Origin of the sequence: Streptomyces sp. NPDC051636 (assembly GCF_044453765.1) — a bacterium.
Lineage (GTDB): Bacteria > Actinomycetota > Actinomycetes > Streptomycetales > Streptomycetaceae > Streptomyces.
Genome location: NZ_JBITDA010000027.1, coordinates 78,477 through 97,820 on the forward strand (window position 1 = coordinate 78,477; position 19,344 = coordinate 97,820).

The window sequence follows — 19,344 nt, forward strand, 5'->3', positions numbered from 1 at the left end:
GCGGGTCCGCCTCCGGGAACCACAGCAGGGTCAGGCGGGCGGGAGCGCAGCCACTACTTTTCGGGGAGGATGAGCGGCACGCCTCTCCCGAACTGACGCTCCGTCAGCTACACCGGACCCATGACAGACGACGCGACGCACGCAGCTGATACCCGCAGCCACATGTACGCGGAACTGGCCGCCGTCGGCCCCTACGGAGCCGACCTCGGGCACGCGCTCATCACCATGGTCGAGCCGCACCCCGGCCGGGAGCGTGAGTACAACCGCTGGTACGAAGACGACCACTACATCGCCGGCGCGATGGCCATGCCGTGGATGTACGCGGGACGCCGCTGGGTCGCCACGCGAGACCTGCAGCTCCTGCGCTGTCCCCGGACCTCCTCGGTGGCCCAGCCGGTGACGGCAGGGTGCTACCTGTCCGTCTACTGGATGACCGCCGGCCGCTACGACGACCACATGCGGTGGACCGTCAGCATCAACAAGCGCCTCAACCGGGACCACCGTGTCTTCCAGGACCGCACGCACATCTTCACGGCCTTCCAGGACCACGCGGCGACCGTCTACCGCGACGGCGATCACGGCCCGCGTGACATCCACGCCCTCGACCACCCCTACGCCGGGCTCGTCGTCCAGGTCATCGAGGCCGGCTCCCCCGGTCGGCGTGGGGAACTGCTCACGTGGTTGTGCGACGACCACCTCCCGAAACGGCTGGCGGGCTCCCCCGCGGCCATGGTGACCGTCTTCACGCCGACGCCGCTGCCCCTGGACCGGATGACCTACGTCAAACAGGTCGAGGGAGTCGGGACCCGGCTGACACTGCTGTGGTTCCTCCAGCGTGATCCCCGCGACAACTGGCGCGACCACTTCGCGGACTTGCACACAGCAGTGGCCGCTTCGGGACTGGGCGATGTCCAGTTCGTCGCACCCTTCATCCCCACGGTGCCCGGGACGGACCGTTACGTGAACGAGTTGCGGTGAACCCGTCGGCGGCTGTCGCCACCGGAACCATGCAGGTCTGCCGCGTACATCGCGTATCAACGCGGCGAGGTGAGGGCGTTGCGGCCAAGGTCCGCGACCAGGCCGGGCCGGCCGCCCTCCGAGGAGTGCCGCTTGTCCTGGTCCAGGATCCGGTGCACGGCCCGTCGGGGGCGTGCGCCGCGGTCCGGCGGCCCGCCGTCTCCCTGAGTGCGGCGCGTGGCTCGGGAGTGCGGTTCACGGGGATTCACTGGAGCAGATGCCCCGGCCGACACTGGGGATCGTCTTCTCCAGTGGCCGACGGGCGCGTGCACCACACGGCGGGACGTCATGAGGATCTTGCCCGGATCCGTCTCGCTGCGGGTCTCCTCGCTCGTACCGTTCCCCTTCCGGTCTCCGCCGGCCGCCCATACTCTGACGCCTCGTCAGGTAATGCGCCATCTCCCGGGAGGCCCGGATGTCACTGCTCGAGGGCAAGACGGTCGTCGTGTCGGGGGTCGGGGCCGGGCTGGGACACCGGGTCGCCGCCGCGGTCGTACGGGAGGGCGGGAACGCGGTGCTCGGCGCCCGCACCGAGGCGAACCTCGCCAAGAGCGCGGCCGAGATCGACCCGGAAGGCACGCGGACCGCCCACCGGGCGACCGACATCACCGACGAGGGGCAGTGCGAGGCGCTGGCGGGGCTGGCGCGGGAGCGGTTCGGGGGGATCGACGCGGCGGTGCACGTGGCCGCCTGGGACTCCTGCTTCGGCGGGCTGGAGGACGCCGACTTCACGACCTGGCAGTCGGTCATCGACGTGAACCTGCTGGGCACACTGCGGATGACCCGGGCCTGTCTGCCGGCGCTGAAGGAGGGCGGCGGCGGATCGGTGGTGTTCATCGGCACCCAGTCGGCGGTGGCCGCACCCACCCAGGTGAAGCAGGCGGCGTACGCGGCCTCAAAGGGCGCCCTGACCAGCGCGATGTACTCGCTGGCCCGAGAGCTCGGGCCGTACCGCATCCGGGTCAACACCGTGCTGCCCGGCTGGATGTGGGGGCCGCCGGTCCAGGCGTACGTGCGGTTCACCGCGCAGACGGAGGGCGTGCCGGAGGCGGAGGTGCTGGGGCGGCTGGCCGGGCGGATGGCGTTGCCGGAACTGGCCACGGACGGGGACGTCGCGGACGCGGCGGCGTTCCTGGCCTCGGACCGGGCAAAGGCCATCACCGGACAGTCACTGCTGGTCAACGCCGGGGAACTGATGCGCTGACCACCCTCTGTTTTCAACCACTCGAGGCTCTTCATAATTGTTCATGTACATGAACTAGCGTCAGCGAGCGGAACATCTTTGCCTGCTCTTGACCTTACGCTCGCTTGTCGTGCCCGCGTAACCGCACCCACGATGAGCGGGCACTTCGCGGCCTTCCCCGTCCACACTCCGTTTGTGCGAAGTGCCGGCCAGCTGAGCGGAGTTCACAAGTCGGACCCTGGAAGGGGGCGCATGAACAGTCTCGACTGGGCTGTGCTCATCGGCTACTTCGGCGTGATGGTCGCCATCGGCGTCTGGTCGCACAAGCGCGTGGACAACGTCAGCGACTTCTTCACGGCCGGCGGAAAGATGCCGTGGTGGCTGTCCGGCATCTCTCACCACATGTCGGGCTACAGCGCGGTGATGTTCACCGGGTACGCGGGCATCGCCTACACCTACGGCGTCACCTCCTTCATCACCTGGTCCTTCCCGATCGCCCTCGGCATCGCCATCGGCTCGAAACTGTTCGCGCCGCGCATCAACCGCCTGCGCTCCCGGCTCCACGTGGCCTCCCCGCTCGAGTACCTGAAGAACCGTTACAACCTGCGGACCCAGCAGGCGCTCGCCTGGTCCGGCATGCTGCTGAAGATCGTGGACGTGGGCGCGAAGTGGGCCGCGATCGCGACGCTGCTGTCCGTCTTCACCGGGGTGTCGCTGAACCAGGGCATCCTCATCACCGGCGCCGTCACGGCCGTCTACTGCACCATCGGCGGCCTGTGGGCGGACGCGCTGACCGAACTCGGCCAGTTCGTCATCCAGTTGCTGGCCGGCGTCTCGATGTTCGTCGCGGTCGTACTGAAGCTGAACGACAAGGGCATCGGCTTCTTCGGCGCCTGGGACGAGCCCGCCCTGCACGGCCACGCCAAACCCCTGGTCGGCCCCTACGGCACCGTCTTCCTGCTCGCCTTCCTCTTCATCAAGCTCTTCGAGTACAACGGCGGCATGCTCAACCAGGCCCAGCGCTACATGGCGACGGGCAGCCCGCAGGAGGCCACCCGCTCCGCCCGCCTGTCCGCGGCGCTCTGGCTGGTCTGGCCGGTCGTCCTCTTCTTCCCGATGTGGATGTCACCGCTCCTGGTCCACGCCCAGAAGCCGGACGGCTCCGACTCCTACGGCCTGATGACCGAACAGCTCCTGCCGCACGGCCTGCTGGGCCTGGTCGTCGTCGGCTTCTTCTCCCACACCATGGCCATGTGCTCCTCCGACGCCAACGCGATCGCCGCGGTCTTCACCCGGGACGTGGCGCCGGTGCTGTCGGCGCGGGCCCGGGCGTGGGGCGAGCGCTCCGGCCTGATCGCCGCCCGGGTGACCACGGTCGTCTTCCTCGGCCTGTCCATGGCGGTGGCGACGCAGGTCAACTCCCCCACCCTCAAGGACATCATCACCGTCGTCATCAAGTGGGTCGCCGGTCTGATGGGCCCGATCGCGATCCCGATGATGCTGGGCCTGCTCCGCCCGTTCCGCCGCTCCGGCCCGACGGCCGCGCTCACCAGCTGGGCGATGGGCCTGCTGGCCTTCTGGCTGGTCAACTACCCGATCAACTGGAACGTCGACGGCGGAGTCCCGCTCCAGTACCAGGTCTCGGTCCCGCTGGCCGTCTCCCTGGTCCTGTACATCCTCGTCGGACACCTGAAGCCGGAGGACACCCCGGACCGCCTGGCGGTCATCGAGAAGGTCAACACCGACGGTGATGCGGTGGCCGCGGTTCCGGTGGCCGCGGGTGCCGGGGACGGCGTGGCGGGAGCACCCAACCGGCGGCTGTAACCTGCCTGTTCACATTGATCGGCAGGAACGGGGAACGGATGAGCATCGAAGCGTGGCGGGCGGCCTCCCGGCTGGTGGGCCGCCGTACCACCCTGCGCTATCTCACCGTCGGCGTCGGCGCATCGCTGCTGGCGGCGTGCAAGGGGAACGACGAGGGCAAGGGAAAGGGGCCGGGGAAGAGCCAGAGGACGGGAAAGGACGAGGGCACGGCCGGTACGAGCGGATCGTCGCCGGCGCCCGGGGTGACCGGAAAGGCGTTCGCGGCGTTCGTCCGTGGCTCCTGGAAAGTCACCTCGAAGCCCTCCTCCGGAGCCCCCTTCTCCTACTCCATGAACATCGCCGACGGCACGTGGTCGATGAACGGCGACGGGAAGTCGGTCAACGGCACCTGGGCGCTCCAGGACGGGCGACTGGTGATGAGCGTCCCCGAGGACATGGGCGGTGACAGCTCCGGCGGACAGAGCGCCGCCGCGTCCAACGTCCCCGCGTCGGTCGGCAACTCCGTGAACCAGGTCCTCCCCTGGCAGCCGCCCGGGACAGCCGGCACCGGTTCCGGTCAGCGGCTCGAGGTGATGTACGCCGACGGCGTCCTGCACATCAGGCACGTGGACGAGAACGGCAGCACGACGGAACACACCTGCACCCGGGCTTAGGGCCCCTTCCCGCCCGGCGTCCGTGCCCGGCTCAGGCCCGTGGATACCGGGCCAGCCACCCCGGCGACGACCCGGCGGGCCCGTGCAGAGCCGGCCCCTGGGTCATCTCCATCGCGAAGTCGTCGGCGAGTTCCAGCACCGTGGGACGGCCCTCCAGCTCCGCCAGCCACCCCGGCGGGAGGGCCGTCTCGCCGTGCAGGGCGCCGAGCAGACCGCCGGTCAGGGCGCCCGCCGCCGCCGACGGCCCACTCTGGTTCACCGCCAGACACAGCCCGTGCCGCACGTCCTCCCCCACCAGCGCGCAGTACACGGACGCCGCGAGCAGCCCGTCCGCCGTACCGTCGCCGGCCAGTTCCTCCACCCGCGGCGGACCGGGAATCCCCTGTCGCACCGCCCCCAGCGCATGCTGCAGGGCGTCCGAGACGGGCTGGTGTCCCGGCCGGACGGCGAGCAGGGCCAGCGCCCGCTGCACGGCACCGTCCAGGCTCTCGCCGCGGGCCAGCGTGTGCACGATCACCGCGTACGCGCCCGCCGACAGGCAGGCGGTGGGGTGACCGTGGGTCTGGGCCGCGCACTCCACGGCCAACTGCAGCACCAGCTGCGGCTCCCAGCCGACGAGCAGCCCGAAGGGAGCGGAACGGGCAACGGCCTCGGGCCCGGCCTCGCCCGGATTCTTCGGCATTTCCAGCGTGCCCATGGTCTCGTCACCGAGCCCGAGCAGCAGCGCCCGCGTGGGATCCCGCCGGGCGTACAGCCACTCCTCCCGGGCCAGCCACCCGTCGTCCTTGCGCCGCTCGTCGGGGCCCCAGTCCCGCTGCGTCGCCGCCCACCTCAGATACGCCCGGTGCAGATCGGTGGGCGGATGCCAGGCACCGGTGTCCCGCCGCACCTGCGCGCGTATCAGCCCGTCCACCGTGAAGAGGGTGAGCTGCGTGTGATGCGTGACGGCACCGCGCCGCCCGTACCCCACCGCCAGGTCAACGAGACCCTCCACCCCGTACCCGGCCCGGATCTCCTCCATCCCGAGCCCGTCGACGGGCGCCCCCAGCGCATCACCGACGGCCACCCCGAGCAACGCCCCGCGCACCCGGCTACGGAAGTCCTGCTGCTCCACACGGCCCCAGACGGCACCGGATGTCACCCCCATCCTGACCTCCTCACGGCACCGTCCGACGTGCGACAGGTCAGCACTGTAATCGACCGGGGACGGTCGATTTAGGGGGCGGAACGGTCGGCGGAGTGTGGGGGATGTGAACCCGGGAGTGCTGCACTCCAGAAGGTGTCGCCGCGAGGTCAGCCGTACCCCGTGACACTGCAGACGACGGTCAGACTGCTGAAACTCCCGGACGGCAAGACGCTCGGGCACGGAGGGCCAGATGCACGACCGAGTGATCAGTGATCACCGGGAGGCCCAGATCCTTGAGATGCGCTATGGAATGATCCGGGCGCAGGCTCTCACGCCCCGTGAATCGCGAGCGTTCATCGAGAAAGTCTTGGGAGAAGAGACGTGACCTCCGCCCTGAACTGGTTCAAGAGCAGCTACAGCGGCAACGACGGCCCCGACTGCGTCGAGGTAGCCATACCCCCCACCGACGCCACCGTCCACGTACGCGACTCCAAGGACAAGCAGGGCGCCCGGATCGCGTTCACGGGCGCCTCGTGGGCCGAGTTCGTGGCGTTCGCCGGTCATTCCGCCTCGCGTCGGTCCAGCTGAGCCCGGCGCTCCAACGCCCAGAGGTAGCCGGGGTTCAACTCGATGGCACGGTCGAGGTCGGCCAGCGCTTCCTCGTGTCGGCCCAGCTCGTGCTGGGCCGCTCCACGGCCTGCCCACGCGGAGGCATGGTCGGGGCTGAGGGAGATGGCTCGGCTCAGCTCGGTGACGGTCTCCTCGAACCGGCCCGCGATCCGGTAGGCGTCACCCCTTTCCGAGGCCACCCACGCGGAGTCGGGCGCGAGACGAACCGCCCGGTCGAGATCGGCGAACGCGGCGTCCCACCGCTCCATGACCCGGTGCAGGCGAGCCCTGCGCACGAGCGCCCACAGGTAGTCCTCGTCGAGGCTCAGCGCACGGTCGAAATCGGCCAGTGCTTCGCCGTACTGCCCGAGCGCGTGGCGGCACGCCGCCCTGCAGGCCAGAGACTGGGCGTGCATCGGGTTGAGGGCGACGGCCCGGTCGAAGTCGGCGACCGCCTCCTGGAGGCGGCCCGCGAGCCGATTGATCTCACCACGCGCCGCGAGGACCCAATACGTGTCGGGGGCGAGTTCGTCCGCACGGTCGAGGTCCGCCAGCCCCGCCGAGTAGTCGCCCAGGAGCCTGTGCGTGACGCCACGGCCGCTGTAGGCCCCGACCAACCGCGGATCGAGTTCGATCGCCCGGTCGAACTCGACCAGCGCCCGCTCGTGTTCCCCGGCCTTCCGCAGCTCCCTGCCCCGCAGCGCATGGGCCAGCGACCGGCCGCTCGTGTCGAGCCCGGGCCGTGCAAGGAGCAGGTCCATCGCATGGGTCACCCCAGCCGCGTCGTCCGCGAGCGCCTCGCGCAGGCGCCGGCCCCAGTCGCTCAGTACCTGCACGTCCGCCGCGTTGCCCGCGTCCTCCAGCATCCTCGCCCAGCGGCGGCCGATGGCCTGATCCTCACGGCAGGCCACCACCAGGTCCCGCAGCGCCCCGCAGAGCGCCACGAGGGGCCGGGAGCAAAGGAGGTGATAGGTCTCTTCCAGCCGCAGCTCGCGCCAGGTCTCGTACGCCCACTCCGGGAAGTAGCGCGGATCCCTCGCCGCTTCCCTCGCCGCCTCCTCACGCCAGCGCCCGAAGACCCCCGCAAGCCTCTCGTGACGCTCGGCCCATCCACGAGGCGAGCGATGCCGCTGCAACCGGAGCATCGGCTCGCGTACAAGGTCGTGGTAGAGCAGCCGGTCCCCGCGGTCGTCCACGAACGGCCGCCCGCGCAGCCATCCGAACAGTGCGTCGGCCTCCCCGTCCGGGCAGTCCGCCGCCGCACGGAACACGTCCATGTTCAGGCTCCGGGGCAGTGCGCACGCGAGTGCCACCGACCGGCGTACCGGATCCTGCTCCCACTTCAGGAAGCGTTCGACGGCCGTGGCGCTGGGATCACCGATGTCGTCCGGATCAGTGGGGCGCTGCTCGGCCAGGGTCGAGACCAGCACGGGCAGTCCCTCGGTGAGCCTCAGCACTTCCTCGATCACGGGCTCGGCAACGACTCCCTTCCCCGCGAGCAGTGACCGTGTTTCACCCTCCGTGAACGGCCCGAGCAGAACATCCGTGACAAAGTCGGCGAAACCACCCCAAAGATGGGCATCGGAGGAGTGCTGACCGGCCGTCACCACAACGAGGTTCGGGGGCAGCGCGCCGTACCGGTCCGTCGTCATCATCTCGTGGAGCCAGCCGTCGAGGAACGGTCCGGTCCGCTCGTACGTGTCGAAGAACAGGACGGTCCACGGCGCGGCGGACGCTGCGTCCGAGAGCTCGCTCAGCAGGACCGGCGTGAGCACGCGCTCCGGGGAGAGCACCAGCAGCACCTCGTCCTGGTCGCGGAAGCGGGCACTGAGCCCGGCTCGCAACCGGTCGGCTCCGCGCGCCAGTTGGGCGGCGTCCACGGCGCCCGCGAAGGCACCCACTCCGGGCACCATCCCCAGACCCGCCAACCCCGCCCGGGCTGCCACCATGCTGCCCGCCGACGGTCCCTCCGGCTCGTCGTCGAGCGTGGCGACCGCCGCCGCGTCCGCCTCATGCCGTCGCTCCCGGTGTGCGGAGAGCAAACGGTCCAGCCCCTTGAACCGATGTCCCTGGCCGGCGAATTGCCGGCTGACCGCCGCCATCGCCTCCGGCACGCTACTGACGCTCTCGTCGACGTAAGCGGTGAGCGCGCCCTTTTCGCGCGCTATCTGCTCCCACTCCCTCACGAGAAAGGTCTTTCCGACGCCCGCGTTGCCGTGCACGTGGAAGCGGAAGCGGTGCCGTTCGTCCTCGGGCGGGAAGTCGAAGTTGCTGCGGAACACGGCCCGTTCGTCGTTCCGCCCCACGAAACCGGCCCGCCTGCGCTGCCGGATCAGCTCCTGCATCGACCACCGCGACTGCGCCATCCGTACGTCCCCCTCGCTCCGGATCCCAGCCGCACCATTCTGTCTCAATGTGTACGGCCGCACCCGGCCGTACCGGGAAGGTGGCTGTCATGGTCAACTCCTCACGCGCCCCCCGCCTCGCCGCCACCCTCCTGACCGGTACGGTCGCCCTCTACATCGCGCTCGTCGCCTTCGGGAACATCACCGACTTCGGCACCAACCAGCAGTTCGTCCGGCATGTCCTGGCGATGGACACGACGTTCAAGGACGACGACCTGATGTGGCGTGCCATCACCTCGCACGCCTGGCAGGACGCGGCGTACGTCGCGATCATCGTCTGGGAGACGCTCGCGGCGCTGGTCCTGATCGCCGCGACGTATCTGTGGGCCCGCCGCCACCCGCGCGCCCGGCAGGCCTCCACCGCCGGCCTGCTGATGCTCCTGCTGCTGTTCGGCGCCGGGTTCATCGCGATAGGCGGGGAATGGTTCGCGATGTGGCAGTCGAAGACCTGGAACGGGCTGGACGCGGCCACCCGGGTGATCGTGCTGACGGGGGTGACTCTGCTGGTGACCTATGCGCCTGGGGCGGCCCCGGAGAACAACTGATTCCTTCAGACGCCCCAGGCAGGACGGCCGACCGCGTGCGCCGCGTTGGACGTGGCCGCCATGACGGCCGCCCCGGCTTTCCCGCCGGGGGCGTCAGTCCGGCACCTGTCAGTCCAACACCGGCAGCAGTTCGGGCAGATGGCCGTCCGACGCCGCCGCCGCGCGCTGCCGCTCCTCGGACACCTCGCCGTACAGCGTCGTCCGCGGCTTCGCCGGACGGCCCGCCGCCTCGGCCACCGCGATCAGGTCCTTGACGGACTTGTACGAGCCGTAACCGGAGCCCGCCATGCGGGAGATGGTCTCCTCCATCAAGGTGCCGCCCAGGTCGTTCGCGCCGGAACGGAGCATCTCCGCCGCGCCCTCCGTGCCCAGCTTCACCCAGCTGGTCTGGATGTTGGGGATGTGCGGGTGCAGGAGGAGGCGGGCCATCGCCGTGACGGCCCTGTTGTCCCGCGTCGTCGGGCCCGGCCGCGCGATCCCCGCCAGGTACACCGGCGCGTTGGTGTGGATGAACGGCAGCGTCACGAACTCCGTGAAGCCGCCCGTCCGCTGCTGGATGCGGGCCAGCGTCCGCAGGTGGCCGAGCCAGTGCCGGGGCTGGTCCACGTGGCCGTACATCATCGTCGAGCTGGACCGGATGCCCAACTCGTGTGCCGTCGTCACGACCTCGATCCAGGTGGCCGTGGGCAGCTTGCCCTTGGTCAGCACCCAGCGGACCTCGTCGTCGAGGATCTCCGCCGCCGTGCCCGGAATGGAGTCGAGGCCCGCTTCCTTCGCCGCCGTCAGCCACTCGCGGATCGACATCCCGGTGCGGGTGGCACCGTTGACGACCTCCATCGGGGAGAAGGCGTGCACATGCATCCCGGGGACGCGGGACTTCACCGCCTTCGCGATGTCGAAGTACGCCGTCCCCGGCAGGTCGGGGTGGATGCCGCCCTGCATGCAGACCTCCACCGCGCCGACCTCCCAGGCCTGCTGGGCGCGGTCCGCCACCTGGTCCAGGGACAGGGTGTAGGCGTCGGCGTCCGTGCGGCGCTGGGCGAAGGCGCAGAAGCGGCAGCCGGTGTAGCAGACGTTGGTGAAGTTGATGTTCCGGGTGACGATGTACGTGACGTCGTCACCCACCGCCGACTTGCGGACGTCGTCGGCGATCCGGCACAGCGCGTCCAGCGCCGGGCCGTCCGCGTGCAGCAGCGCGAGCGCCTCGGTGTCGGTCAGCCGCGTCGGGTCGTCGGCCGCGGTGCGCAGGGCCTGCCGTACGTCGGTGTCGATGCGCTCCGGCACCATCCCGGGCGCGGCGGCCTCCCGCAGGGCGGCCCAGTCGCCGTACACCTCGTCGAAGTCGTCGCGCCGGTCCGACGTACGGCCCTCGGTGTCGATCGAGACGTGCAGGTCCGTACGGCCGGACGCGGCGAACGCCTCCTCCGGCTCCTGCCAGGGATGCCCCTCGACCACGGCGTCCGCACGCGCCAGCCCGGTCTCCGCATCCGCCAGCGCCCGTACGTGCGGCAGCAGCCGCGGGTCCAGCCAGGGCTCGCCGCGCCGGACGAACTCCGGGTACACGCAGAGACGTTCCCGCAACGCGAAACCGGCCGCCGCGGACCTGGCGGTCAGCTCCTCGATCTGCGGCCAGGGCCGTTCGGGGTTGACGTGGTCGATGGTCAGGGGCGACACCCCGCCCCAGTCGTCGATGCCGGCGCCGATGAGCCGCTCGTACTCGGCGTCGACGAGGTTCGGCGGGGCCTGGAGGCAGGCGCTCGGCCCCATGATGTGCCGGGCCACCGCCACCGTGGCGACGAGGTCGTCCAGTTCGGCGTCCGGCATGCCGCGCATGGCCGTGTCCGGCTTGGCGCGGAAGTTCTGGATGATCAGTTCCTGGATGCCGTGGTAGGCGCGGGAGACCTTGCGGAGCGCGAAGAGGGACTCGGCGCGCTCCTCGTAGGTCTCGCCGATGCCGATGAGGATGCCGGAGGTGAAGGGGACGGAGGAGCGGCCGGCGTCCTCCAGGACGCGCAGCCGTACGGCCGGTTCCTTGTCCGGGGAGCCGTGGTGCGGCCCGCCGGGCTCGGACCAGAGCCGGGTCGCGGTCGTCTCCAGCATCATGCCCATGCTCGGCGCCACCGGCTTGAGCCGCTGGAAGTCGGTCCAGGTCATGACGCCGGGGTTGAGGTGGGGCAGCAGCCCCGTCTCCTCCAGGATCCGGATCGAGATCGCCCGGACGTACGCGATGGTGTCGTCGTAACCGTGCGCGTCGAGCCACTCCCGCGCCTCGGGCCAGCGGTCCTCGGGCTTGTCGCCGAGGGTGATCAGGGCTTCCTTGCAGCCGAGGGCGGCACCGCGACGGGCGATGTCGAGCACCTCGTCGGGGGACATGAACATCCCGTGACCGGCCCGGCGCAGTTTGCCGGGCACGGTGACGAAGGTGCAGTAGTGGCACTTGTCCCGGCACAGCCGGGTGAGGGGGATGAAGACGCTCTTCGAGTACGTGATGACACCGGGCCGGCCCGCCGTCTGAAGGCCCGCGTCCCGCACCCGGGCGGCTGACGCGGTGAGGTCCTCGAGGTCCGTGCCGCGCGCCTGGAGCAGCACCGCCGCCTCGGCGACGTCGAGGGCGACGCCCTCACGGGCGCGTTTGAGGGCGCGACGCATGGAGTTCTCGGTCGGGCCGGTTCCGGAGGTCGCGGAAGTCGTCATCCTTCGAGCATACGAGCGCGGTGATCAGGCCAAACAGGAGCCGCCCGGTCCGCCCCGCCCACCGGCCGTTACACGGTGTCAGGCGGAGGGGGCATGCACATGGTCGCCGTACCCGTCCAGCAGCCCCAGCACCTCCGCCTCCCCGGCCGGCGGCAGCTGCACCACGACCTCCTCGATGCCGAGCTCCGCGTAGTGCGCCAGCTTGCCCGGGCTGGGGTGGACGGCGTACGGCACGACCTGCAGGGCGGCGGGGTCGCGGCCGGCGTCGGCCCAGGCGGCGCGCAGCACCGGCAGTGACTCGGTCAGGCCCCTCCCGCCGATCGGCAGCCACCCGTCGGCGTACTCCACGATGTGCGCGAACAGCTTGGGCCCGGCGGCCCCGCCGACGAGGGTGCGGGGGCCGACGACCGGCCCGCGCGGCTTCTGTACGGGCTTGGGGTGGGCGAGGCTGGCCCGCACGCTCCCGAACTCGCCCTCGTGCGCGGTCGGCTCCTCGGCCCACAGGGCCCGCATGAGCGCCATCCGGTCCCGGACCAGCTCCCGCCGCGTCCGCCACTCCACCCCGTGGTCGGCGGCCTCCTCCACGTTCCAGCCGAAGCCGACACCCAGGGTGAACCGCCCGCCGGAGAGGTGGTCCAGGGTGGCGATCTGCTTGGCCAGGTCGATCGGGTCGTGCTGGGCGACGAGGGTGATGCCCGTGCCCAGCCCCAGCCGCTCGGTCACCGCCGCCGCCTGCCCGAGCGCGACGAAGGGGTCGAAGGTACGGCCGTACTCGCGCGGCAGCTCGCCGCCCGCCGGGTACGGGCTGGTCCGCTCGACCGGGATGTGGGTGTGCTCCGGCAGGTACAGCCCGGCGAACCCGCGCCGCTCCAGCTCACGGGCGAGCCGGGTCGGGGCGATGGTCTCGTCGGTGAGGAAGATCGTGACGGCGATGCGCATGTCCCAGGTGTACCGGGGCGCAGGTCCACTGTCCATACCGACTGGTCGGCATATCCGCCGGTGTGCGCGTCCATGACAATCTGGCAACTCGCGATTCCCCTGTGTACGAGGTGAGTTCACGCCCGTACTGGACGGTGACCCCATGTGTGATGACGCGCACGGCATCGGAAGACGCGCCCTGTTCGTGACGGGAACGGCAGCCGCGCTTACGTTGGGAAGCGTGAGCTTCGCAGCGGCGGACGAGCAGGGACAGGAGAACCGGACGGTACGCGGCACGCTGCCGCCCGGCTCCCCGGACTTCGTGTACGTACCCGTCGAAGTCCCCCCGGGCGTACGGGAGATCAAGGTCGCCTACACCTACGACAAACCGCCCGTCCCGGCCGGCACCCCCGGCAACGCGCTCGACATCGGCATCTTCGACCAGCACGGCACCGAACTCGGCGGCCGGGGCTTCCGAGGCTGGTCGGGCGGGGCGCGCACGGAGTTCTTCGTCCGCGCGGACGACGCGACGCCGGGCTACATCCCCGGACCGGTCGGGGAGGGCACCTGGCACGTCGCCCTCGGCCCCTACACCGTGGCCCCGCAGGGCCTGACGTACGAGCTGACGATCACGCTGACCTATGGCGAGCCGGGCGCCGCGGTGCCGCCGCTGTATCCGCCCTCGCGGGCCACGGGGCGGGGCCGGGCCTGGTACCGGGGCGACTGCCACCTGCACTCCTGGTACTCCGACGGCCGCCGCACCCCGGCGGAGATCGCGGCCCTCGCCCGGGCGGCGGGCCTGGACTTCATCAACACCTCGGAACACAACACGCACGCCTCCCACCCCCACTGGGCGGACGTGGCCGGGGACGACCTGCTGATCATGCTGGGCGAGGAGATCACGACAAGAAACGGCCACGTCGTCGCCCTCGGCACCGACCCCGGCACCTTCATCGACTGGCGCTACCGGGCGCGGGACAACCGCTTCTCCCGTTTCGCCGGCCGTATCCGCCGCGCCGGCGGCCTCGTGGTCCCCGCCCACCCGCACGCCACCTGCGTCGGCTGCGGCTGGAAGTTCGGCTTCGGCGAGGCGGACGCGGTGGAGGTGTGGAACGGCCCGTACACACCGGACGACGAGGTGACACTGGCCGAATGGGACAACCTGCTGGTCGCCTCGGTACGGGAGGGCCGGGACGGGCGAGACGGACGGGACGGTCGGGGGTGGCTCCCGGCGATGGGCAACAGCGACGCCCACCGCGACCCGGACGTGGTCGGCAGCCCCCAGACCGTCGTCCTGGCCGACGACCTGACCCGGGAGGCCATCCAGGAGGGCATCCGCGCGGGGCGGTCGTACGTCGCCGAGTCGAAGAACGTGACGCTGGCGTTCACGGCGACGGGCGGCCGGGGACGGCACGCGGGCATCGGGGAGCGGCTGGAAGTGGACGGCGACACACCGGTGACCGTCCGCCTGGAGGTGTCGGGCGCACCGCGCTGCACGGCCCGCCTCGTCACCGACCAGGGCGTACTGCTGACGAGCGACCCGCTCCCCGTATCGGGCTCGGGAGTCGTCGAGTGGCACACGACTCCGGCCTACGCGGCCTACGTGCGGGCCGAGTTGCGACACGAGACGGCGGCGGGCACGGTACCGGGGGCGCTGGCGGCGCTCACGAACCCGATCTTCCTGGGGCGTTGAGGACGCGGCGCCAGCGGATTTCACCGTCCTGCCACTCGCTGGTGGGCGCGAGCCCGGCGGCGACGGCGGCGGACGCCGCATGTTCCGGGTGGATGTGGGCGACGACCGCGTGCACGCCCTGCCGACCGAGCCGGCCCACGAGCCCCCGGGCCGCCTCGGAGGCGATGCCCCGCCCCTGCCACGAGGTCCCCACCACCCAGGCGATCTCGGCGACGGGGCCGTCGGCGGAGGGGCCGGCCGTCGCCTGGACGGTACCGGTGAGGCGGTCCTCGTCCCTGAGCCTGATCACCCAGTTCAACCAGACGACATCCGGATCGGGAGAGCCCGCGGTCATCCGCAGGTAGCGCGAGCGCAGAGCCTGCGGCGTGTCCGGGGCACCCCCGGTGAAGGGGTGCGGAGCGGGGTCGTCCAACACCCCGGCCATCTCCTCGGCGTGCTCGAGAAGGAGGAGGGCCAGGTCCAGACGCGGGTGCGGATGGGGTCGGCGGTGAGAAGAGGGTTGGACACGTAATGCCTTTCGGGGAGGCGAGGGCGTGACGGTGGGATGCGGGGGGGTCAGGTAGCCGCCGCTTTGTGGGTTGCCGTGGGGGCCGCCCGCTTCTCGTCGATTGTCGTGCTTCCGCGAGCCGAGTAAAGGGCGCTCCCGCTCCGCTGCGCTGCGCTCCCGCGTCGGCTTCGCCGATGGCCCTGCGGGCCACCCTTGACTCGGCTCGCTCCAGCACGGGGGAGAAGCGAGCGGGCAGCCCGGAAAAACGGGGCCTGGGTGGGTGGGGCCCTGCGGTCGGCCGGGCTGTGGGGCGGAGTTTGGGAGCGAAGGCCCTTGCGTGGGCCGCGGCGCGGGCCGGGGTGTGGGGGCACGGTCGCGCCTTGCCTGCATGCCGGGTGAGGCTGGCGACGATCGGTGAGTGAGGGGCTGGGGAGCGCTGGGCGAGTGGCGGCACGCCGGGCTGGTTCCGGCATCCGGGTCAGCAGCTCCGTCGAGCACGTCTTCGCGCGGATGAAGTCCTGGAAGATCCTTCGAGGCTGCCGCCTGAAAGGCGACGGCGTTCACACCGCCATGCTTGGCATCGCCCGGCTGCACAACCTCGCCCTCACGGGATGACTCCCGCCCCATAGCTCAGTCGATACAGAACTCGTTGCCCTCGATGTCCAGCATCGGGATGCACGAATCATTGCCGTCATACAGCGTTCGCACGTGTACCGCGCCGAGCGGGACCAGTCGTGCGCATTCCGCCTCAAGCGCGGCGAGGCGCTCTTCACCCACGAGTCCGGTGCCGACCCGCACATCAAGATGCACCCGGTTCTTGGCGGCCTTCCCCTCGGGGACGCGCTGGAAGTACAGCCGCGGGCCCACCCCTGAGGGATCTATGCAGGCGAACCATGAATCCCGCTGCTCAGGTGGCAGCGAACGCTTGAAATCATCCCAAGTGGCAAACCCCTCCGGTGGCGGCGGTACGACGTACCCCAACACCTCGCACCAGAAACGAGCGAGACGCTCAGGTTCTGCGCAGTCAAAGGTGACTTGGAACTGCTTGATCGCTGACATCGGTGCACCGTACCAAGGGGACTTGGGACTCTGCCGCTCATTTCCCCAGGGGCCTCCGCCCGGGACGCGGACGCGTCGGCGGCGGCCTCGGTGCGCAGCCGCTCGGCCTCCGCCTCCGTAGCCCTTGTCGCCGACGATCGTCTTTCCGGGGTGTGTGGACAGCAGGTCCTGGTCGCCCAGGCGATCGGTAGTCCGCCGGGCGTGCACATGAGGTGCAGACGCAGACCCCAGAAGAACCGGAAGTGGGAGGGGCAGTAGCCGTATACGGCCCAGCCGGCCAGGTCGGAGCGCTTGACGGTGGGCCTTGAGCGGGCGCGCTCGACGGGTGTGGAGGACTTGCGCCCCGGGGGTGGGGCGCGCACCAAGCGAGCCGCGGCAAGCCGAAGTCAGAGCGCATGGCGGCCAGGAGCCAGGAGCCACGAGCCCGGGGCCACGAGCCCGGGGCTTGTGCCCCCGCCGGCGCCCGTCGTGCGTCACATGACCCTCTCCGCCGCACACGACCACGGTTGGCAGATATGCGCCAGAGGCGGACGACAAAACCGCAGGCCGCTGAGCTTGGGGGTGGCCCATCTCTGCCAATCGCGCCTACCACCCCACCTCGCCGCCTGATTTGCCCACATATGGCGGAGGCTTATCCCCCGGAGGCCGCCAAGCCGGCCGAACGCCGCCCACCCCCGCCGCCGCGCCATCCGCGTGTCTGGCAGAAGTCGTCCTCTTGCCAAGAAGGCGAGGCCTGCGTCCACATATCCAGCACCCCACCACCATCCACCTGACAGAATTCGCAGACCCCACCGCAACCGCCCTCACCACTCACCCCACCGCCTTCGCCACCCTCCTGGACTCCCCCAGGCCCAACCCCGGCAGCGGCAGCGCGTCCGCGTAACCGTTCGCCGGACGGCGGACCTTCTTGAGGCTGCCGGCGTCCAGGGCCACCGCAGCACTGCTCGTACCCAGCGTGCCGCCGGGGTGCCAGGTTCCCGTGACGGTGACCCAGGTGTTGACGGAGGGGGCGGTGACCCCGTGGATCCGTACCTTCACGGTCTGGGCGTCCGCCGCGCAGCAGGAGATGACGATCCTGGTCAGGTACCAGCCGTCCTCGCCGCTCCTGCCGGGCGTGACGAGGCCCGTCATTCGGACGCTGCGGCCCTTGATGGCCTGGCCCCGGTCCTGCTGCACGCGGCGGGTGAAGTCGGTGAGCGTGATGGGGAGCGGTGAGGTCGCGGGCAGGGGGTCGAAGTGACCTTGCTGCGTCACCGCCTTGGGGGCCGCATGGGAGGCGGTGTAGGCGCCGAGGGCCGGCGGGGCGTAGAAGAGCAGGCTCAGGGCGGGGAGGAGCAGCAGCCATGCGGCGCGGGGCACGGTGGAGTGGTCGTGCCCGTGACCGGCGCCCTCGCCCTCGCGATCCTCCTCTCCCCCCTCCCGCCTCCGCCAGGACCACGCCTCCCCCACCGCCAAGACCACCAGTACCACCCCCGACGCGACCAGCAACGGCCGCATCCCCGCCCTGACGTATCTCAGGTACAGCTCGGTGAACAGCGAGGCGTACAGCAGGCCTGCGCCGGTGAGGGTGAGGAGGCCCGCGGGTATGAAGCGCTTCACAGCAGGACTCCCCCGATCAGGGCGGTGCAGAGAACGGCGACCACCGTCGTGGCGGCGGAGAAGCGGAGCGCGAAGGCCCGGCCGAAGGTGCCCGTCTGGAGGGCGATCAGCTTCAGGTCGACCATGGGGCCGACGACCATGAACGCGAGCCGTGCGACGGGCGAGAAGCCGGTGATTGAGGCGGCCACGAAGGCGTCGGCCTCCGAGCAGACCGCGAGGAGCACGGCCAGCCCGGCCAGAAACAGTACCGACAGCCAGGGCGAGCCGGTGAAGGTGTCGAGTACGGAACGCGGGACCGTGACGTTGAAGGTGGCCGCCGCCATCGCGCCGACGACCAGGAAGCCGCCCGCGTGCAGGAAGTCGTGCTGGAAGCCGCGCCGGAACTCCGTCCAGCGGCTGCGGCCGGGGTGGTGGCCGGTGTGGCGGGCGGCCGGCCGCAGCCACTCCTCGCGGCCCCGCCACAGCCAGAGCCAGCCCATGACGGCGGCTGTGGCGAGCGAGGCGAGCAGCCGGGCCAGGACCATGGCCGGGTTGCCGGGGAAGGCGATGGCCGTGGCGGTCAGGACGACCGGGTTGATCGCGGGGGCGGAGAGGAGGAAGGCGAAGGCCGCGGCGGGTGTGACCCCGCGGCCGATCAGGCTGTTCGCCACCGGCACGGAGGCGCACTCGCAGCCGGGCAGCACGGCCCCGGCGACCGAGGCGACCGGGACGGCGAGCGCGGGCCGGCCGGGCAGCAGCCGGGTGAAGACCCGCGCCGGCACGAACGCGTTGATCGCGCCGGACAGTGCCGTGCCCAGGAGCAGGAAGGGCATCGCCTGTACGGTGACGGCCAGGCAGACGGTCCGCCAGGCCTGCAGGGCCGGGCCTTCCGACCAGCGGCCGACGAGGACGATCGCCGTACCGGGCAGGACGGCCGCCGCGAGCAGCAGGAGCGGCCAGAACCGGGGTGGAGGGGTTCTGCCGTCGTCGGTGTACGCGAGGGCCGGCTCCGCCGTCCCGGCCGCCTCCACAGGTTGCTCTGTCTTCCGCACGCCGACTCCCGAACGCCTGTTGCCGGGGTCGAACATAGCGTGGACGCAGCACTTCCCGGTCACGCCCACCCAAGGGAGCCCGCCACCGATGTCCCGTCTCTCCGACCTCAGATTCCGCGCCACCACCGCATTCCAGCGCCATGTGGCCAACCCGGTACTGCGCCGTCTGCCCCCGCAGACGGTCCTGGAGACCACGGGCCGGGTCTCCGGCCTGCCCCGGCAGACCCCGGTGGGCGGCCGGCGGATCGGGGACTCCTTCTGGCTGGTGTCGGAGTTCGGGGAGAGGTCCCAGTACGTACGGAACATCCAGGCGAACCCGGCCGTCCGGGTCCGCATCCGGGGCCGCTGGCACACCGGCACCGCCCACCTGCTCCCCGACGACGACCCGGTCGCCCGCCTGCGCCACCTGCCCCGGATGAACAGCACGGCGGTACGGGCGCTGGGGACCGGTCTGCTGACGGTGCGGGTGGATTTGGAGAGCTGACCCCCACCGCCCCCCGC

At 71.0% G+C, this 19,344-nt stretch carries 16 protein-coding genes and 3 pseudogenes; 10 read left to right on the forward strand and 9 right to left on the reverse strand.

What is annotated here, in order from left to right; translation table 11 throughout:
• The first annotated feature begins 120 nt into the window (after positions 1-120).
• The 4 genes from ACIBBH_RS34310 to ACIBBH_RS34325 all read left to right on the forward strand — a co-directional run bounded on the left by ACIBBH_RS34310 (position 121) and on the right by ACIBBH_RS34325 (position 4,677).
• Positions 121-978 carry a hypothetical protein gene (locus ACIBBH_RS34310; protein ID WP_399411476.1) on the forward strand — a complete coding sequence of 286 codons (858 nt, stop codon included), beginning with the start codon at positions 121-123 and terminating at the stop codon, positions 976-978.
• 454 nt (positions 979-1,432) lie between these two features.
• On the forward strand, positions 1,433-2,221 hold the full coding sequence (locus ACIBBH_RS34315; RefSeq protein ID WP_399411478.1) for an SDR family oxidoreductase: 789 nt from the start codon (positions 1,433-1,435) through the stop codon (positions 2,219-2,221).
• Between the two features lie 231 nt (positions 2,222-2,452).
• Positions 2,453-4,024: a sodium:solute symporter family protein gene (locus tag ACIBBH_RS34320; protein ID WP_399411480.1), complete on the forward strand. Its 1,572-nt coding sequence runs from the start codon at positions 2,453-2,455 to the stop codon at positions 4,022-4,024.
• Between the two features lie 38 nt (positions 4,025-4,062).
• Positions 4,063-4,677 (forward strand): hypothetical protein, encoded by a 615-nt coding sequence (locus ACIBBH_RS34325; protein ID WP_399411482.1) that lies wholly within the window; start codon positions 4,063-4,065, stop codon positions 4,675-4,677.
• Positions 4,678-4,708: 31 nt separating this feature from the next.
• Here ACIBBH_RS34325 and ACIBBH_RS34330 read toward each other — a convergent pair whose 3' ends face one another.
• On the reverse strand, positions 4,709-5,824 hold the full coding sequence (locus tag ACIBBH_RS34330) for an ADP-ribosylglycohydrolase family protein (protein WP_399411484.1): 1,116 nt from the start codon (positions 5,822-5,824) through the stop codon (positions 4,709-4,711).
• 177 nt (positions 5,825-6,001) lie between these two features.
• On the opposite strand from ACIBBH_RS34330, the pseudogene ACIBBH_RS34335 reads away from it, so the two are divergent.
• Together ACIBBH_RS34335 and ACIBBH_RS34340 are read left to right on the forward strand one after the other, a co-directional pair.
• Positions 6,002-6,188: pseudogene (locus ACIBBH_RS34335) on the forward strand (Scr1 family TA system antitoxin-like transcriptional regulator); the annotation flags it as partial.
• Positions 6,185-6,391, forward strand: a complete 207-nt coding sequence (locus tag ACIBBH_RS34340; RefSeq protein WP_399411486.1) for a DUF397 domain-containing protein — start codon at positions 6,185-6,187, stop codon at positions 6,389-6,391. The pseudogene ACIBBH_RS34335 and the gene ACIBBH_RS34340, both read left to right, overlap by 4 nt.
• On the opposite strand, the gene ACIBBH_RS34345 is transcribed toward ACIBBH_RS34340, so the two are convergent.
• The gene (locus tag ACIBBH_RS34345) at positions 6,364-8,778 is read right to left on the reverse strand and encodes a tetratricopeptide repeat protein (RefSeq protein WP_399411488.1); all 2,415 of its coding nucleotides are present in this window, start codon (positions 8,776-8,778) and stop codon (positions 6,364-6,366) included. The genes ACIBBH_RS34340 and ACIBBH_RS34345 overlap by 28 nt on opposite strands.
• A gap of 89 nt (positions 8,779-8,867) precedes the next feature.
• On the opposite strand from ACIBBH_RS34345, the gene ACIBBH_RS34350 reads away from it, so the two are divergent.
• On the forward strand, positions 8,868-9,362 hold the full coding sequence (locus ACIBBH_RS34350) for a DUF2165 domain-containing protein (protein ID WP_399411490.1): 495 nt from the start codon (positions 8,868-8,870) through the stop codon (positions 9,360-9,362).
• A 108-nt stretch (positions 9,363-9,470) separates the two neighbouring features.
• Here the strand turns inward: ACIBBH_RS34350 and ACIBBH_RS34355 are convergent, their stop codons facing one another.
• Both ACIBBH_RS34355 and ACIBBH_RS34360 read right to left on the reverse strand, forming a co-directional pair.
• Positions 9,471-12,056, reverse strand: coding sequence for a bifunctional FO biosynthesis protein CofGH (locus ACIBBH_RS34355; RefSeq protein ID WP_399411492.1), 2,586 nt, complete (start codon positions 12,054-12,056; stop codon positions 9,471-9,473).
• Positions 12,057-12,134: 78 nt separating this feature from the next.
• Complete coding sequence (locus tag ACIBBH_RS34360) at positions 12,135-12,995, reverse strand: LLM class F420-dependent oxidoreductase (RefSeq protein ID WP_399411494.1); 861 nt, start codon at positions 12,993-12,995, stop codon at positions 12,135-12,137.
• A gap of 142 nt (positions 12,996-13,137) precedes the next feature.
• On the opposite strand from ACIBBH_RS34360, the gene ACIBBH_RS34365 reads away from it, so the two are divergent.
• Positions 13,138-14,667 carry a CehA/McbA family metallohydrolase gene (locus ACIBBH_RS34365; RefSeq protein ID WP_399411496.1) on the forward strand — a complete coding sequence of 510 codons (1,530 nt, stop codon included), beginning with the start codon at positions 13,138-13,140 and terminating at the stop codon, positions 14,665-14,667.
• Here ACIBBH_RS34365 and ACIBBH_RS34370 read toward each other — a convergent pair.
• Positions 14,639-15,130: a GNAT family N-acetyltransferase gene (locus tag ACIBBH_RS34370; protein ID WP_399411523.1), complete on the reverse strand. Its 492-nt coding sequence runs from the start codon at positions 15,128-15,130 to the stop codon at positions 14,639-14,641. The genes ACIBBH_RS34365 and ACIBBH_RS34370 overlap by 29 nt on opposite strands.
• Positions 15,131-15,628: 498 nt before the next feature.
• Between ACIBBH_RS34370 and ACIBBH_RS34375 the strand changes: the two are divergent.
• Positions 15,629-15,769, forward strand: a pseudogene (locus tag ACIBBH_RS34375) (IS5/IS1182 family transposase); the annotation flags it as partial.
• Positions 15,770-15,784: 15 nt separating this feature from the next.
• On the opposite strand, the gene ACIBBH_RS34380 reads toward ACIBBH_RS34375, so the two are convergent.
• The 4 genes and pseudogenes from ACIBBH_RS34380 to ACIBBH_RS34395 all read right to left on the reverse strand — a co-directional run bounded on the left by ACIBBH_RS34380 (position 15,785) and on the right by ACIBBH_RS34395 (position 18,879).
• Complete coding sequence (locus ACIBBH_RS34380) at positions 15,785-16,213, reverse strand: VOC family protein (protein WP_399411525.1); 429 nt, start codon at positions 16,211-16,213, stop codon at positions 15,785-15,787.
• A 111-nt stretch (positions 16,214-16,324) separates the two neighbouring features.
• Positions 16,325-16,545 (reverse strand): annotated as a pseudogene (locus tag ACIBBH_RS34385) (IS982 family transposase); the annotation flags it as partial.
• A 478-nt stretch (positions 16,546-17,023) separates the two neighbouring features.
• A complete protein-coding gene (locus tag ACIBBH_RS34390) occupies positions 17,024-17,812 on the reverse strand; it encodes a TIGR03943 family putative permease subunit (RefSeq protein ID WP_399411498.1) in 789 nt (262 codons plus the stop codon).
• Positions 17,809-18,879 carry a permease gene (locus tag ACIBBH_RS34395; protein WP_399411500.1) on the reverse strand — a complete coding sequence of 357 codons (1,071 nt, stop codon included), beginning with the start codon at positions 18,877-18,879 and terminating at the stop codon, positions 17,809-17,811. The genes ACIBBH_RS34390 and ACIBBH_RS34395 overlap by 4 nt, the downstream gene beginning before the upstream one ends.
• A gap of 52 nt (positions 18,880-18,931) precedes the next feature.
• Between ACIBBH_RS34395 and ACIBBH_RS34400 the strand changes: the two genes are divergently transcribed.
• The gene (locus ACIBBH_RS34400; protein ID WP_399411502.1) at positions 18,932-19,327 is read left to right on the forward strand and encodes a nitroreductase family deazaflavin-dependent oxidoreductase; all 396 of its coding nucleotides are present in this window, start codon (positions 18,932-18,934) and stop codon (positions 19,325-19,327) included.
• Positions 19,328-19,344: the final 17 nt, after the last annotated feature.